This window comes from Pseudomonas sp. NFR09 (genome assembly GCF_900111535.1).
GTDB classification, from domain to species: Bacteria; Pseudomonadota; Gammaproteobacteria; order Pseudomonadales; family Pseudomonadaceae; genus Aquipseudomonas; species Aquipseudomonas extremorientalis.
The window spans coordinates 390613-405268 of the sequence record NZ_FOIH01000004.1 but is presented as its reverse complement, the minus strand read 5'-3'; the positions used below and the strand labels follow the sequence as shown (position 1 = coordinate 405268).

Here is a 14656-nt window from a genome sequence, read left to right as displayed (position 1 = left end):
TGTCCTTGCAGCTTAAAGCTTGAGGGTGCTGGCTGCTTCTCTAGCCCTTGCCCTTGGTCCTGGTCATATTTGGCCCACCATTCTTCTCCAGATGCTGAATGATGATCCCCGCCACATCCTTGCCGGTGGTGGTCTCGATCCCTTCCAGACCCGGTGATGAATTCACCTCCATCACCAGTGGCCCATGGTTGGAGCGCAATATATCCACACCCGCCACACTCAACCCCATCACCTTGGCCGCCCGCAGTGCGGTCATGCGTTCTTCCGGGGTGATCTTGATCAGGCTGGCGCTGCCGCCACGGTGCAGGTTGGAGCGGAACTCCCCCGGCTTGGCCTGGCGTTTCATCGCCGCAATCACCTTGTCGCCCACCACGAAGCAGCGGATATCCGCACCACCGGCTTCCTTGATGTATTCCTGCACCATGATGTTCTGCTTGAGACCCATGAACGCCTCGATCACCGATTCCGCCGCCGTCGCAGTTTCACACAGCACCACGCCGATACCCTGGGTGCCTTCCAGCACCTTGATCACCAGCGGCGCGCCATTGACCATGTCGATCAGGTCGGGGATGTCGTCGGGGGAGTGGGCGAAGCCAGTCACCGGTAGGCCGATACCACGGCGCGACAGCAACTGCAGCGAGCGCAGCTTGTCCCGCGAGCGGGCAATGGCTACCGATTCGTTGAGAGGAAACACCCCCATCATTTCAAACTGGCGCAGCACTGCGCAGCCATAAAACGTCACCGAAGCGCCGATTCGCGGGATCACGGCATCAAACCCTTCCAGCGGCTTGCCCCTGTAGTGGATCTGCGGCTTGTGGCTGGCGATGTTCATATAGGCACGCAACGTGTCGATCACCACCATTTCGTGGCCACGTTCGGTGCCGGCCTCAACCAGGCGGCGGGTGGAATACAGACGCGGGTTTCGCGACAGCACAGCAATCTTCATGCAGCACCTGGGGCAGATAGGGTAGAGACCGGGAACACCGGCTTGTCTTGTACGTACTTGATGCCGGGATTGACCACCAAATGGCCGTCAATCAAGGCTTTGGAACCCAGCAACAGGCGGTAACGCATGGCCTTGCGGCAGGCCAGGGTAAACTCCACCCGCCATACCCGATCACCCAGCGCCAGCGTGGTGCTGATGACATAGCGCACCTGCGCATGGCCATTGGAGCTCTTGATGGTTTTCATCGTCACCAGCGGCGCTTCGCAGCGGCGGTGACGCAGTTGCACGACGCTGCCCAAGTGTGCGGTAAAACGCACCCACTGCTCGCCGTCGCGCTCGAACGGTTCAATGTCGGTGGCGTGCAGGCTCGAGGTGCTGGCACCGGTGTCGATCTTCGCGCGCAGGCCTGCTACTCCCAAGTCGGGAAGTGCCACCCACTCACGCAGACCCACAACGGTCAAATGGTCAAATGTCTTCAATATGGATAACCGATCAATTTGCCCAGGCCTGAGGGGATATCTCGGCCAGGGCTTTAAATGCAGGCTTGGCGAACCAGTAGCCTTGCATCAGAAATATTCCACAGTCGGAGAGAAAGTCCCGTTCGCCGGCACTTTCGATGCCTTCGGCGATGACAGTAACCCCCAACTGCTCACAGATTGTGACAATCCCCTGGACGATGACCTGACGGACACGGTCCTGATCAACATCGCGGATCAGCGCCATGTCGAGTTTGATCAGGTCAGGTTGGAAGTCGGCCAGCAGGTTCAGCCCCGAATAGCCCGCGCCGAAATCGTCGATGGCGGTCTTGAAGCCGAATTCGCGATATTCACGCAGAATATTCGTCAAATGGCGATAGTTATCTACATGCTCGCTTTCCAGGGTCTCGAAAATCAGTTGGTTCAACGGAAAATTATGTACGCGAGCCGCCTCCAGGGTGCTACGGATGCACAGTTCCGGGCGGTACACGGCATTGGGCATGAAGTTGATCGAAAGGTGAGTTTGCATTCCCAAGGTTGCCGCACCGGCGATCGCCTGGGTTCGGCAGCGTTGGTCGAAGCGGTAGCGGTTGCCTTCGTTGACCTGGTTCAGCACCGACAGCGCCCCTTCGCCTTGTGTGCCACGCACCAGGGCTTCGTGGGCAAAGATCGAATGGTCCCGCAGGTCTACGATAGGCTGGTAAGCGAACGCAAAATCGAACCCTAGGGGCTCGCTTTGCTGGCAACCCACGCAGCGCTGGTTGGGCGAGGTGAGTGAAAGGGGGAATTCGGTCACAACATATCCTCGCGAAAACAGGGTGCTACCTGGCGTATCTTAGGTGAGCCTGGGGATTTATGCGTCGAAGGGTTTCAACGGTAAAGTTGCGACATTTTTCAGAGCGAGGAATTCAAGTGGCTCAAAAGCAGGAAGAGGAAGAAAAGGTCCGTCTGGACAAGTGGCTGTGGGCGGCGCGTTTCTATAAAACCCGTGCCCTGGCCAAGGCCGCCATCGAGAGCGGCAAGGTGCATCATCGTGGCGAGCGCTGCAAGCCGGGCAAAGAGCCACGTGTCGGTGATGAGTTTCAGATTCGTGCAGGGTTTGATGAAAAGACGGTCGTGGTTCAGGCGCTTTCCATCGTTCGTCGTGGCGCATCTGAAGCGCAAGCGTTATACGCCGAAACCGAAGCCAGCATCGCCAAGCGTGAAAATGCGGCGGCGATGCGCAAGGCCGGTGCCACTGGCATGACCACCGATGGCAAACCGAGCAAGAAACAACGCCGCGACCTGTTCAAGTTTCGCGGCAGTGGCAACGATGACTAGCCTCAATCGAACGGGCTTTTGTAGTGAGCGGGGCAAGCCCGCTCGCCACAGATTATTGCCGTGTTCTAACGACGCTCATTCGCCCCACTATGGGTAAACGAGCAGCCAGCCCGAACACCGGCGCCGTTACCCGCAACAACCCACCCGATACCTTCGCCGCAAACGGTGTGTAGTACCCCCAGCCCAACGCCAACAGTGCCAGCAACACTCCGCCGATGTAATCGTCTTGCCCCCAATGTGCCCCCGCTACCAGGCGCGGCATCATGAACAGCAGCGTCAGGGCCCAGATCACCAGCACCTGGCCGATGCGCTTGGCGAACACGGTCATGAACATCCCCCAGATCAGCAGCACCGACGCATGGTCCCCCGGGAAGCTCTGACTCGAACGGTCCTTCAACTCCCAGGTCTTCTCCAGGCCCGGGAAGTAGTCACTCATCTGGATCGCCCCGCTGATCACCATGGACGGGCTATTGTGTTGCCAGCCCATGTGCGCGGCGAGTTTGGAAAACAGCATGCGGATAAACAGCAACAGCAACAGAATGCCGACAAAACCTAACAAGGCTTGGCGTACTTGCACCGCCTTGAACACCCAATCGCCGCGAATCAACAGCATCAGAAGAATCACCCCGACCACTGCATCGAACGGTCGCAAACTGGCGACAGCCCACACGTGCAGCCATGTGGAGCTGCTCGCCAGCGGGTCATTGAGCAGGTGAAACAGCCACTCGTCGAACATCACACACAGCATCTGGCCCGTGGGCCACAGCCAAAAACACAGCAGCCCGATAGCGAGTAGATTGCAGACGGCCCATCGCCCGAGGTTCCACTTGGCTTGGAACAAACCCGGATTGTTCATAAACTGTCCCTCATGGCTCTAGAAACCGCACCAAAACGGTGCTAAAGCGTTTAATTCTATAAACCTTGTAATCATTTTGTCATCAATTCAGATACCCAGACCTATGACTGATCTACCGGATACCGACTTCACCCAACGCTTCATCTTCGACGAGAGCGACGCCCGCGGCGAACTGGTCTCGCTGGAGCGCAGCTATGCCGAAGTCCTTGCCAAGCACCCTTATCCGGAGCCGGTCGCGCAACTGCTCGGTGAGCTGATGGCCGCGGCAGCGTTGCTGGTGGGCACCATGAAGTTCGACGGTTTGCTGATTCTGCAGGCGCGTTCCGAAGGCCCGGTGCCGATGCTGATGATCGAATGCTCCAGCGAGCGTGAAATCCGTGGCTTGGCCCGTTATGAAGCCGATCAGATCGCGCCGGATGCCACCTTGTCCGACCTGATGGCCAACGGCGTGCTGGCAATTACCATCGACCCGACCGAAGGCCAGCGCTATCAGGGCATCGTCGATCTGGATGGCGAAACCCTGTCGGACTGCTTCACCAACTATTTCGTCATGTCCCAGCAGGTGGGCACCAAGTTCTGGCTTAACGCCGACGGCAAGCGCGCCCGCGGCCTGTTGTTGCAGCAATTGCCGGCTGACCGTATCAAAGACGACGATGATCGCGCAGAAAGCTGGCGGCACATCATCGCCCTGGCTGACACACTGAAAGCTGAAGAATTGCTGGGCCTGGACAACGAAACCATCCTGCACCGCCTTTACCACGAAGAGGCCGTGCGACTGTTTGACGCACAGGGCCTGCGCTTCAACTGCAGTTGCTCGCGTGAGCGTTCGGCCAATGCGCTGGCCAGCCTGGGCCTGGAAGATGCGCAAAACCTGGTGGTGGAGCACGGTGGCCATATCGAGATCGACTGCCAGTTCTGCAACGAGCGCTACCTGTTCGATGCGGCCGATGTAGCGCAATTGTTCGCCGGCGCAGGCATCGACACCCCTTCCGACACCCGCCACTAAAACGTTTAAGCACAGGTAAATCACCTGACAAACGCCGGATTAGCGCAGTTCTGACGGGAGGGCCCTACTCTTTTTGGGCTTTTCTGGCATAATCCGGCCCACTTTTTTCGCGGTAGTAGTGCGCAACTTTCTACTACAAAACGTTTGGAGCACTCGGCCATAGGCCGACGGGGAACCTCATGACGCAAGCCAACAACGCCGTATACACCGATCTGAGTGTTGACGATCTGGTTAAAGAAGCCCTGCAGCGTGGTGAAGGCGTGCTCGCCGATACTGGCGCGCTGGTCGTCGAAACCGGTCACCGTACTGGCCGTTCGCCGGTCGACCGTTTCATCGTTGAAGAGCCATCCACCCAGGCTTCCATCGCCTGGGGCCCGATCAACCGCAAGTTCCCGGCCGACAAGTTCGATGCCCTCTGGGCTCGCGTCGAGGCATTCAACAACGCGCAAGAGCATTTTGTTTCCCACGTTCACGTAGGGGCTTCCGAAGACCACTACCTGGCTGTGAAAATGACCACCCAGACTGCCTGGCAGAACCTGTTCGGTCGTTGCCTGTTCATCAACCCGGCCCAGTACAACCCGGCCGGTCGTGACGAGTGGCAAGTGCTCAACGTGGCCAACTTCGAATGCGTGCCAGAGCGTGACGGCACCAACTCCGACGGTTGCGTGATCCTCAACTTCGCACAGAAAAAAGTCCTGATCGCCGGCATGCGCTACGCCGGTGAAATGAAAAAAGCCATGTTCTCGGTGCAGAACTTCCTGCTGCCGGCTTCCGACGTACTGCCGATGCACTGCGCCGCCAACATCGGCGAAGCAGGCGACGTGACCCTGTTCTTCGGTCTGTCGGGCACCGGCAAGACCACCCTGTCCGCCGACGAAAGCCGTTACCTGATCGGTGACGACGAACACGGCTGGGGCGAAGGCGTGGTGTTCAACATCGAAGGCGGTTGCTATGCCAAGTGCATCGACCTGTCCGAGAAGAACGAGCCGGTCATCTGGAAAGCCATCAAGCACGGCGCCGTGCTGGAAAACGTGGTGATCGACGAAGCCGGGCACGCCGACTACACCAACGTCAGCCTGACCCAGAACAGCCGCGCCGCCTACCCGCTGGAGCACGTGGCCAAGCGTTCCGAGAAGAACCTGGGCGGCGAGCCAAACGCGGTGATCTTCCTGACCTGCGACCTGACCGGCGTACTGCCACCGGTGTCGATCCTCAGCGAAGAACAAGCGGCCTACCACTTCTTGTCCGGCTACACCGCACTGGTAGGCTCGACTGAGATGGGTTCCGGCGGCGGCATCAAGTCGACCTTCTCCACCTGCTTCGGCGCACCATTCTTCCCGCGCCCGGCTGGCGAATACGCTGAACTGCTGATCAAGCGTATCCGTGGCTTCGGCTCCAAGGTCTACCTGGTCAACACCGGCTGGACCGGCGGCGGCTACGGCGTCGGCAAGCGCTTCAACATCCCGACCACTCGCGGCGTTATTGCAGCGATCCAGAGCGGCGCGTTGGTCGGTGCTGAAACCGAACACCTCGACACCATCAACCTCGACGTGCCATTGGCCGTACCGGGCGTTGAGACCGGCCTGTTGAACCCACGTAACACCTGGGCCGACAAGGCTGCCTACGACGAAGCGGCGAAGGCGCTGGCCGGTCTGTTCATCGAGAACTTCAAGAAGTTTGAAGTGAGCGATGCGATCAAGGCCGCGGGTCCCAAGTTGTAAGATTCAGTCGTTGTGAAAAAGCCGCCTCTTGTGAGGCGGCTTTTTTGTGCGTGTCGGATTAGTCGGCGATATGTAAAACCACTGCGCCGACCAGTACCAGCACAACCCCCAGCACCTGCACCGCCGACAACCGCTCCTTGAAAAACACGAATCCCAGGATCGCCGCAATCCCGCCCGACAACGTACTGATCACCGTCACCACCGAAACCGACCCCGCCATCGCCCCCCATGAAAACGCCGAGAACCCGCCGAGGTTCATCAAGCTCGCCCCGGTCAGCGTCGCGCAGTTTTTCAGCGGTGGGATTTTCAAGCCGTCCTTGATCTTCAACACCATCACCAGCAGTACGCACAGGCCCACCAGGTAACCCAGCCACAGCATGGTGATCGGTCCCAGCGCCGGCAGTGTGTAGCGGCCTTGCAGCCAGAAACTGGTCCCATACAGCAGGGCGGCGAGCATGGCGTAGGCGATCGACTGGCTGGGGTTGTTGTGGGGGACGCCGTTGTCCTTATGGATGCTGGAGAGGATCACGCCGATTACACACAGGGCGATGCAGCCCAGTTGCGTCGGGCTGATGTGTTCACCGCTGGCCCAGGACAGAAGTGTGGTCACCACGCCGTAGGAGGTCACCAGCGGCGCCACGATGGCGGCTTTGCCCAGGGCGAAGGCCTTGGACAGTGCAAGAGCGCCGGAGACAGTGAACAGGGCGGCAGCGATGCCCAGCAGCCAGACGCTCAGCGCGGCGTCGAGGGCTTTGAACAGGAAGGTCGGGAGGATGACCAGCAGCAGGGTCATGATCAGAAAGCCCAGCGCCTGGCCGAAATACACCGCGCGTTTTACGCCCACGGCGCGGGCGTTGAGGCCCACGAGAAAATCCGTGCCGCCCCAGAGCAGGGCGGCCAGCAGGCCCATTGTTACGTCCATGTAAGATCCTTGTTGTTTTGAGCACGCTCATCGAATGTGGGAGGGGCTTGCCCCTTCCCACATTTGAGTACCGGTGTGCCTGGAGTTTGTGTTCGCTCAGCTCAGGTTTTCCAGCGTCTGCGTGTCCCAGCTGTGGGTCTTGATCGCCAGGTAGAGCATGCCGATGGTCAGCGGCACTTTTTCGCCGCGCCCCTTGGCCCGGCGCTTGAGGAACACATCAAACACCGGCGGGTTGAAGTAACGATAAGTGTCGTAGTCACCCAGGTCGAGGGCGAATTCCTGCTCCAGCGCTTCCATCAGGTGCTTGGCCTCACTGCCGTCGCAGCCCAGGTCGAAGTTGATCGAAGTTTGCAGGCGGATCGTCTTGTGTTTTGGCAGGCCGATTTCTTCGTGCAAGAGCTGCAGGAGTTGCTGCATAACGGGGTCTTCGGGGAAGTTGGGGGCGAGGTTCATGGTGGGGGCTCGCAGGAATGGGTGATTGGCTTTTACTTTGCAATAGATATTCTGAGTGCTCAATAACCCGATGCCTGTCACGAAGGCGATTATCGGCAGGCTCCCAAGCTGAGCACCTCTGATCCATGAGGTGGCATACAACAGAAGTATTGGGCCGGTGACCAAGAGGCAGAGTCCAAACCATCTTCTGAGCACTGGTAGCCTTATTGACCTGTCAATTATGGCGGCCAGTGCGATGAGGAGGAGCAGATAAATCCATTCGATGTATTCGTTCATCGTCTTAGCCACTCTGGAGCTGTTGAGCCGTGGCCGATATGTTGAGTCCTTTCAATGTTCACTTGTATTTGCCGGGGCTGCTGAAAGGGCGCCAGTTTCAGTCAGAGAAAGGTGAGTTTTATAGAGGGGTGGGCAGGAGTTTTAAGCAGTTTCAGAAGGGGATGTCGTGGTATTTGGAGGTTTCTTACAGGGCTTTCCGGGATTTGTGGCTTGCAGTGACTTAACAGCAAAACAGGCAAGTGATGTGAGGGGGGGCTGGGGTGTGTCAGTTGCCGACCGGCCTACTCACACACCGCTCAAAAATCGCCTCCAGCCCCCGATAATCACAGGCCACCGCATCAATATTCGCTGGTATCCACGCCGCGTGCTTCACCAGCCACCAGTTCACTGAAAACCCGGCATTCACGATGATCTGCTCGAACAAGATCCGTTGTGCTCGGCCATTACCTTCGCGGAAGGGATGGATGACGTTGAGGTCGCCGTAGGCTTCGGCAATCTGCTTCACCAGCTGGGCCTGGCTCGCCCCGACATACCAGTTCGCTGCCTCCATTTGCCGGATGATCTTCGCCGCTTCCGGCGGGATGCGTTCCGGGGTGCAGAACAGCGTGTCGCCCTTCTGGATGTTGACGCTGCGCAGTTCACCGGCCCAGTCGTAGAGGTCGCCGAACAGGACGCGGTGTATGTGTTGCAGGCGTTCGAGGTCGTAGGGCGGCGGGAAGAGAGGGAGGTTGCCTACGGCGATTTCGGATAATTCCCGCTCGGCCTGGTGCAGTTGGGCTTCGTCGTGCAGATCGAGGCGGTTGCGCAGGACGCTGCTACCGGGATAGCAGTACGGATCCTGGCCCACCCCGTATTTGTCGAGCATCAGCGTGGGGTGTTGCGGTACTTGGCAAGGACGGCTTCACGGGTCGGCAAGGGCTTGTCGACGTCGGCCGGTTGGGTGTCGAACCCTTCCAGGCGCAGGCTGGCCAGGTAATTGGAACGGCGGATCTTGTGGTAATGATCCTGTTTTTGCTCAAACGTCGGTTCGCTCATGGCAGCGTACTCTTGGGTAGCAAGGCTTGATTGTAGCGCAATGCTTCAACAGGCAGGCGGGATAAAAACCACGTCACATTCTGTATAAATAATCCGCCAGCCCACGCATTTCGGAGTATGTTTCACCGCAAAATCTTGCAGGGCGATTCCGCCCGCTACTTAAAGGGAGTTAAGCATGGGTTTGCTGCGTGTTGCTTCGGCAATGTCATTGTGTGCGGTCGCGTTTTCAGTCCAGGCGGCGCAATTGCCGATTGAAGTGCTCAGTGCGGTGGTCAAGGACCAGAAAATCGCCGACGCCGAGGTGTTGCTGCAACGCAACGGTGCGCAGAACGTAGTGGGCCGTACCAACGCCCAGGGGCAAGTGACCCTCACCAGCGAAGCCGCAGACGATGCCACCAATCTTCTGATCATCAAGAAGCCCGGCTACTCGAACCTGGTGGTGAAGTGCCCATGCGCCGGCATGACGTATGCCATCAGCCCGGTGATGGAAAACCTCGACGGCCTGCGTGTGGTACTGACCTGGGGCAAGACCCCGGAAGACCTCGATTCCCACATGATCTTCCCTGGCAACAATATCTACTTCGAGAACAAGACGGGCACCGACGCTGAACTGGACGTGGATGACGTCGACAGCTACGGCCCGGAAACTATCACCCTGCAGAAAAAACACTACGGCGAAAGCTACGTGTATGCCGTGCATGACTTCACCAACGGCGGCAATCCAGGCTCGCGCCAGCTGTCCAACAGCGAAGCCAAGGTATTCGTGTACATGGGCCAATCGCTGGTGCGTACCTACTACGTGCCGAAAAACCGCAGCGGCAACCTGTGGACCGTGTTCCGCATGACCGGCAGTGGCGACTTCCAGGACATCAACACCTTCAGTGGCGTGACGGTGAACGCGGCGAACGTGCTTAACGAAGTCAAACCGTTGCTGGATGACAGCGTGGCCGTTACCGCTGTAGCGGTGAGCTCTTCTGCGCAAGCCGATGCAAAACGTCTGAACGTGCAAGGTGAAGCGGCTTACCAGGCCGGCAAGCTGGACCAGGCTATCGACCTGTTCCGCCAGGCTATCGAGTTGGACAATGGTTTCGGCAAGGCCTACGGCAACCTGGGCCTGGCGTATCAGAAGGCCGGCAACACCGCCGAGTCGATCTGGGCCAATCGCAAGGCTATCGCCCTCGCCACGGGCGCGAACGCTGCGACGGTGCGAGCGGGCGCTTACTACAACATTGCGCGGATCTACGAAGCGGCGGGGCAGTTCCCGGATGCGTTGCGTCACTACCAGTTGGCCAAGGAGCAGAAGGCTAACCCGGTGTATGACACGGCGATCGAGCGGGTGCAGAACCGCTGATACACAGCGACAAATGCTCTACCGACAACGCGCCTTAGGGCGCGTTGTTTGTTTGGGCGCGATTACAGGCGCGAGGCAGCGTCCAGGTCCATCAACCCACGCCCATAGGCTTCGCTGTTGGCGTAGATGCCTGTTCGATTGGCGGTGCTGAGCAGGCGGTCACGCACTTGTTGCGGCGTCATTTCGGGAAAGCGACTTTGCAAGGCAGCCAAGGCGCCGCTGACCAGCGCAGCGGCTGGCGAAGTGCCGGCCGTAGGTCCGTAGCTGCCGTCCTTGTTGGTGGTCAACAGCCCTGCTCCACCGTCACCTCCCGGTACCGCGATGCACCAGCGGGCCGCGAGGCCGCAATAGTTGGACTTGAGATTGATGGCGGTGCCGTCGCTCTTGAGTGCCATGACGGCTATCCAGCCCTTCTCCAGTTCAGGCACCAGTGCCGGCAGGCCGGGCTCGGCAAGCGGCTCACGCTTGACCTCATTGCCGGTGGAAAACACGAAAACAGCACCCTCGGCGACCAGCTTTTTCGCCACGTCCAATGAGTCCCCCATCAAGCGTTCATAGATGGGAACTTCGTTGGTGTTGGCTTCGATGGGATTGGCCCATGAGTTGCTGAAGATCCGTGCGCCCTTTGTGTGTGCGAGCGTCCAGGCCTGGGCAATTTCACTGTCAAAATAAAAAGGCTCCTTGTCATCACCGAAGCGCATGGGAATCAACTGGGCGTTAAACGCAATGCCGTGGATGCCCTGGTCGTTCTTGTTGGCGGCGAGAATACCGGCCATCTGGGTGCCGTGACCCTTGATATCGAGGGTTCCCGGCTGGTGGCGCACAAAGTCGTAGCCCGGGTCGGCCACGCGACCGTAGAACTCAGGCAGGTCCTGGTTCAGGCCTGAATCGATCAGTGCCACTTTGACACCCTGGCCTGTGCCACCCCGTGCGTAGAGTGCTGATGCCTTGACGACGGGCAGGGCTTTTTGCGCCAGGTACTCGAGGGTTTCAAAGCGCTGTGTATCCGGCTCGGCGGGCTTTGGGGAGGGTGGGGTCACGCACCCCAACAGCAACAGCGGCAATGTGAGCAGGCTCAGGCGTAGCGATGGGAATACTGGCTTGTGCGACATTCACGACTCCGGGTCGGGCGCTTGTGATCAGGCATGTTAATGTCTTCGTTTTTGCGTCGGCCTGCTGGTTTTCTCTGTATCAGTTTGTAGCGTTTATCCCCGACCTATTCTCGATCGCTGATCTATGGTTTTGACTCCCTCAGCGGTCAATGGAGTGACAGCCTATGCACGAAACCCTCCAACAGGTCTTTGGTTATCCACAGTTTCGTCCGGGCCAGGAAGAAACGGTCAGCGCCATACTGGCCGGGCGTTCGGCGGCCGCTATTTTCCCTACCGGGTCGGGCAAGTCCCTGTGTTACCAGCTGTCGGCGGTATTGCTGCCGCACCTGACGCTGGTGGTATCGCCGCTGTTGGCGTTGATGCAGGATCAGCTGGGCTTCCTGCAGCGCCATGGCATTGCGGCGGGCAGTATCGACTCGGCCCAGAACCGCGATGAGGCCAATGAGGTCATGGCCCGTGCGCGGTCGGGCGAACTCAAGATCCTGATGATTTCGGTGGAGCGCTTGAAGAACGAGCGCTTCCGTAACTTCCTGCAAAGTGTGCGGATCTCGTTGTTGGTGGTGGACGAGGCCCACTGTATTTCCGAATGGGGCCACAACTTCCGTCCGGACTATCTGAAACTGCCGGACTACCAGCGTCAGTTCAATATCCCACAAGCACTGCTGCTGACGGCGACAGCCACGCCCAAGGTGATTGCCGACATGCAGGCCAAGTTCGCCATTGCCCCGGACGATGTGGTCACCACGGGCTTCTACCGGCCCAACCTCAACCTGCTGGTGGAGCCGGTCAGCGGTGCGGACAAGCGTCGCCGGCTGGTGCAGTGGATGAGTGAGCGCGTCGACCAGCCGAGCATTGTCTACGTTACCTTGCAGAAAACCGCCGAGCAGATTGCCGAGCACCTGAATCGCAACGGCATCCAGGCCGAGGCCTATCACGCGGGTTTGCCCCACGATAAACGCGAGGGCATCCAGCAGCGCTTCATGGGTGGACGCTCCAATTGCATCGTCGCCACCATCGCGTTTGGCATGGGCATCGACAAGAGTGATATCCGCAACGTGGTGCACTTTGACCTGCCCAAATCCATCGAGAACTATAGCCAGGAGATTGGCCGGGCGGGGCGTGATGGGCAGCCATCCGACTGCCTGGTGCTGGCCAATCGCGACAGCCTCAATGTGCTGGAAAATTTCGTGTACGGCGATACGCCAGAGCAGGAAGGTATCCGGCGGGTGCTGGAAGAGTTGCAGGCCGCACGGGGCGATGGGCAGTGGGAGTTTTTGCTCAGGTCCTTGTCGGACCTCAGCAATATCCGCGAGCTGCCGTTGAAGACGCTGCTGGTGCAGTTGGAGCTCAAGGGCGTGATCGCGCCGCGTTACGCGTTTTATGCCGAGTACCGTTTCAAATACCTGGTCGAACCTGAGGCTTTGCTGGCACGTTTCTCCGGTGAGCGGCAGCAGTTTGTCGCGGCGATCATCCAGGTTTGCAAGCGCGCGAGGAGCTGGGCGACAGTGGATTTCGACGTGCTGTATCAGCAGCACAACGCCGAGCGCAATCGGGTGGTGAAGGCGCTGGATTATTTCCAGGAGCAGGGCCTGATCGAACTGGAAAGCAAGCAAATGACCGAGGTCTACAGCCTGCTGGAGACCGATTTCGATCCACAGGTGTTGAGCGCTGAGTTATACACAGGCTTCAAGCAGCACGAGGTGGCAGAAGTCGCGCGGATTCACGCCATGCTCGATCTGTTTGCCACCGAACACTGCCTGGGGCAGCGCCTGGCACAGTACTTTGGCGATGAAAATGCACCGCAGCGTTGTGGGCATTGCTCGGTGTGCCACGGTCATGTTGCGCGCCTTCCTTCGCCGCCGGGCTTGCCGCCACTTGTGGATAAGAACTTCATGGAGCTGTGCGGCGATTTTATCCACAGGCATCATGAACACACCGGGCAACTGCCTGGCGCGGAACGCCTGACGCGTTTCCTCGGGGGCATCAGCGTGCCGTTGTTTACCAAGCTGAAGGCGCGAGGTATTCCGGGTTTTGCTGTGCTGGAAGAGTATCCGTACGCCGAGGTACGCGAGTGGGCCCAGGCCCATTTGAATGACCTGTAACTCACTTTCACGAGATGACCCGATGCCTGATACCGTACCGCAACGCGCCGATTTCCCTCACTTCCAGCCGATCATCACGCGTTGGCACGACAACGATGTGTATGGCCATGTGAACAACGTGACCTACTACAGCTTCTTTGACACGGCAGTGAATACCTACCTGATCGAGCAAGGTGGTCTGGATATTCAGGAAGGCGATGTGGTGGGGTTTGTGGTGAGTTCGGCGTGTGATTACTTTGCGTCGATCGCCTTTCCCGAGCGCATCGACATCGGCCTGCGGGTGGGCAAGCTGGGCAACAGCTCAGTGCAGTACGAGTTGGCGGTGTTCAAGGCGGGCGAAGAAGACGCCTGTGCGGCGGGGCGGTTTGTGCATGTGTTCGTGGATCGGGGGACGAACCAGCCGGTGACGATTCCGGGGCGGTTGCGCGAGGCATTGCAGCGGTTGATCACCCTGTAGGAGCCGGCAAGCCGGCTCCTACACTCAGCAACTATCAGTCGCGGTAGTGATGCTTGTTCTTGCGATGCCCATAGGCATGACCGCGCCCACGGTGGTCGTCACGGTCATAACGGCGGTGATCACGGCCACGGCTGCGACGGTCGTCATCATCGCTCTTGTTGCCCATGTAGTTGCCCAGTGCGCCACCGGCACCACCGCCGGCCGCTGAACCGATCAGTGCGCCGGTGCTGCCGCCGACACTGCGGCCCACAACGTTGCCGCCGGCTGCGCCCAATGCGCCGCCAATAGCGGCTTCGCCACGGCTGCGCTTGTCGGCGCCCACCGCACTACCACCCGCGCCACCCAAGGCTGCGCCGATGGTCGAACCGGTGTTGCCGCCTAGCTGCTGGCCAACGACCGAACCCAGAACCCCGCCCAATGCGCCGCCCACACCGGCTTCGGTGGTGCCACCGGCCATGGCTGCGCCACTGACCAGGCCAAGGGACAACAAGAGAATCGAGGAGAACTTCATTAGGGAGACCTCAAGAGGATGACGGCGCGATCCTGAGGCTGTATCTGGATTGTGACAATAGAAATCCGACCAGTAGCACGAGTTGTACACAATTCTATAAGTTACTGTTTTT

At 59.1% G+C, this 14656-nt stretch carries 16 protein-coding genes; 6 read left to right on the top strand and 10 right to left on the bottom strand.

Annotated features, from left to right (window positions below; genetic code table 11):
• Positions 1 to 40: 40 nt before the first annotated feature.
• Genes rimK through BMX59_RS12175 form a run of 3 tightly spaced genes read right to left on the bottom strand, consistent with a single transcriptional unit; the run spans position 41 to position 2218 of the window.
• Positions 41 to 946 (bottom strand): 30S ribosomal protein S6--L-glutamate ligase, encoded by a 906-nt coding sequence (rimK, locus tag BMX59_RS12185; protein WP_010214091.1) that lies wholly within the window; start codon positions 944 to 946, stop codon positions 41 to 43.
• Entirely contained in the window at positions 943 to 1407 is a 465-nt protein-coding gene (locus BMX59_RS12180; RefSeq protein ID WP_371322030.1) for a retropepsin-like aspartic endopeptidase RimB, read from the bottom strand. The genes rimK and BMX59_RS12180 overlap by 4 nt, the downstream gene beginning before the upstream one ends.
• Positions 1408 to 1438: 31 nt before the next feature.
• Entirely contained in the window at positions 1439 to 2218 is a 780-nt protein-coding gene (locus BMX59_RS12175) for a S6 modification regulatory phosphodiesterase RimA (protein WP_092248543.1), read from the bottom strand.
• 116 nt (positions 2219 to 2334) lie between these two features.
• Between BMX59_RS12175 and BMX59_RS12170 the strand changes: the two genes are divergently transcribed.
• Positions 2335 to 2742: an RNA-binding S4 domain-containing protein gene (locus BMX59_RS12170; protein ID WP_093121663.1), complete on the top strand. Its 408-nt coding sequence runs from the start codon at positions 2335 to 2337 to the stop codon at positions 2740 to 2742.
• 52 nt (positions 2743 to 2794) lie between these two features.
• On the opposite strand, the gene BMX59_RS12165 is transcribed toward BMX59_RS12170, so the two are convergent.
• Positions 2795 to 3598, bottom strand: coding sequence for a phosphatase PAP2 family protein (locus BMX59_RS12165; protein ID WP_093121660.1), 804 nt, complete (start codon positions 3596 to 3598; stop codon positions 2795 to 2797).
• A 103-nt stretch (positions 3599 to 3701) separates the two neighbouring features.
• Here BMX59_RS12165 and hslO point away from each other — a divergent pair, with 103 nt between their 5' ends.
• Both hslO and BMX59_RS12155 read left to right on the top strand, forming a co-directional pair.
• Positions 3702 to 4604, top strand: coding sequence for an Hsp33 family molecular chaperone HslO (gene hslO, locus BMX59_RS12160; protein ID WP_071492491.1), 903 nt, complete (start codon positions 3702 to 3704; stop codon positions 4602 to 4604).
• A 179-nt stretch (positions 4605 to 4783) separates the two neighbouring features.
• On the top strand, positions 4784 to 6325 hold the full coding sequence (locus tag BMX59_RS12155) for a phosphoenolpyruvate carboxykinase (protein WP_071492490.1): 1542 nt from the start codon (positions 4784 to 4786) through the stop codon (positions 6323 to 6325).
• 58 nt (positions 6326 to 6383) lie between these two features.
• On the opposite strand, the gene BMX59_RS12150 is transcribed toward BMX59_RS12155, so the two are convergent.
• From BMX59_RS12150 to BMX59_RS12130, 4 genes are all read right to left on the bottom strand, one after another.
• Positions 6384 to 7247: a DMT family transporter gene (locus BMX59_RS12150; RefSeq protein WP_231999476.1), complete on the bottom strand. Its 864-nt coding sequence runs from the start codon at positions 7245 to 7247 to the stop codon at positions 6384 to 6386.
• 96 nt (positions 7248 to 7343) lie between these two features.
• Complete coding sequence (locus tag BMX59_RS30735; protein ID WP_256572952.1) at positions 7344 to 7976, bottom strand: DUF1493 family protein; 633 nt, start codon at positions 7974 to 7976, stop codon at positions 7344 to 7346.
• Positions 7977 to 8241: 265 nt separating this feature from the next.
• Positions 8242 to 8841, bottom strand: coding sequence for a putative adenosine monophosphate-protein transferase Fic (locus BMX59_RS12135; protein ID WP_093121657.1), 600 nt, complete (start codon positions 8839 to 8841; stop codon positions 8242 to 8244).
• Positions 8841 to 9011 carry a YhfG family protein gene (locus BMX59_RS12130; RefSeq protein WP_016979054.1) on the bottom strand — a complete coding sequence of 57 codons (171 nt, stop codon included), beginning with the start codon at positions 9009 to 9011 and terminating at the stop codon, positions 8841 to 8843. The genes BMX59_RS12135 and BMX59_RS12130 overlap by 1 nt, the downstream gene beginning before the upstream one ends.
• Positions 9012 to 9186: 175 nt before the next feature.
• Here BMX59_RS12130 and BMX59_RS12125 point away from each other — a divergent pair, with 175 nt between their 5' ends.
• Entirely contained in the window at positions 9187 to 10362 is a 1176-nt protein-coding gene (locus BMX59_RS12125) for a tetratricopeptide repeat protein (protein ID WP_092248522.1), read from the top strand.
• A gap of 62 nt (positions 10363 to 10424) precedes the next feature.
• Here the strand turns inward: BMX59_RS12125 and BMX59_RS12120 are convergent, their stop codons facing one another.
• Positions 10425 to 11474: a S8 family peptidase gene (locus BMX59_RS12120; protein ID WP_093121654.1), complete on the bottom strand. Its 1050-nt coding sequence runs from the start codon at positions 11472 to 11474 to the stop codon at positions 10425 to 10427.
• A gap of 164 nt (positions 11475 to 11638) precedes the next feature.
• Between BMX59_RS12120 and BMX59_RS12115 the strand changes: the two genes are divergently transcribed.
• A complete protein-coding gene (locus BMX59_RS12115) occupies positions 11639 to 13576 on the top strand; it encodes a RecQ family ATP-dependent DNA helicase (protein ID WP_093121651.1) in 1938 nt (645 codons plus the stop codon).
• 22 nt (positions 13577 to 13598) lie between these two features.
• Positions 13599 to 14033 carry an acyl-CoA thioesterase gene (locus BMX59_RS12110; RefSeq protein ID WP_092248513.1) on the top strand — a complete coding sequence of 145 codons (435 nt, stop codon included), beginning with the start codon at positions 13599 to 13601 and terminating at the stop codon, positions 14031 to 14033.
• A gap of 34 nt (positions 14034 to 14067) precedes the next feature.
• On the opposite strand, the gene BMX59_RS12105 is transcribed toward BMX59_RS12110, so the two are convergent.
• Entirely contained in the window at positions 14068 to 14544 is a 477-nt protein-coding gene (locus BMX59_RS12105) for a glycine zipper domain-containing protein (protein ID WP_058424794.1), read from the bottom strand.
• Positions 14545 to 14656: the final 112 nt, after the last annotated feature.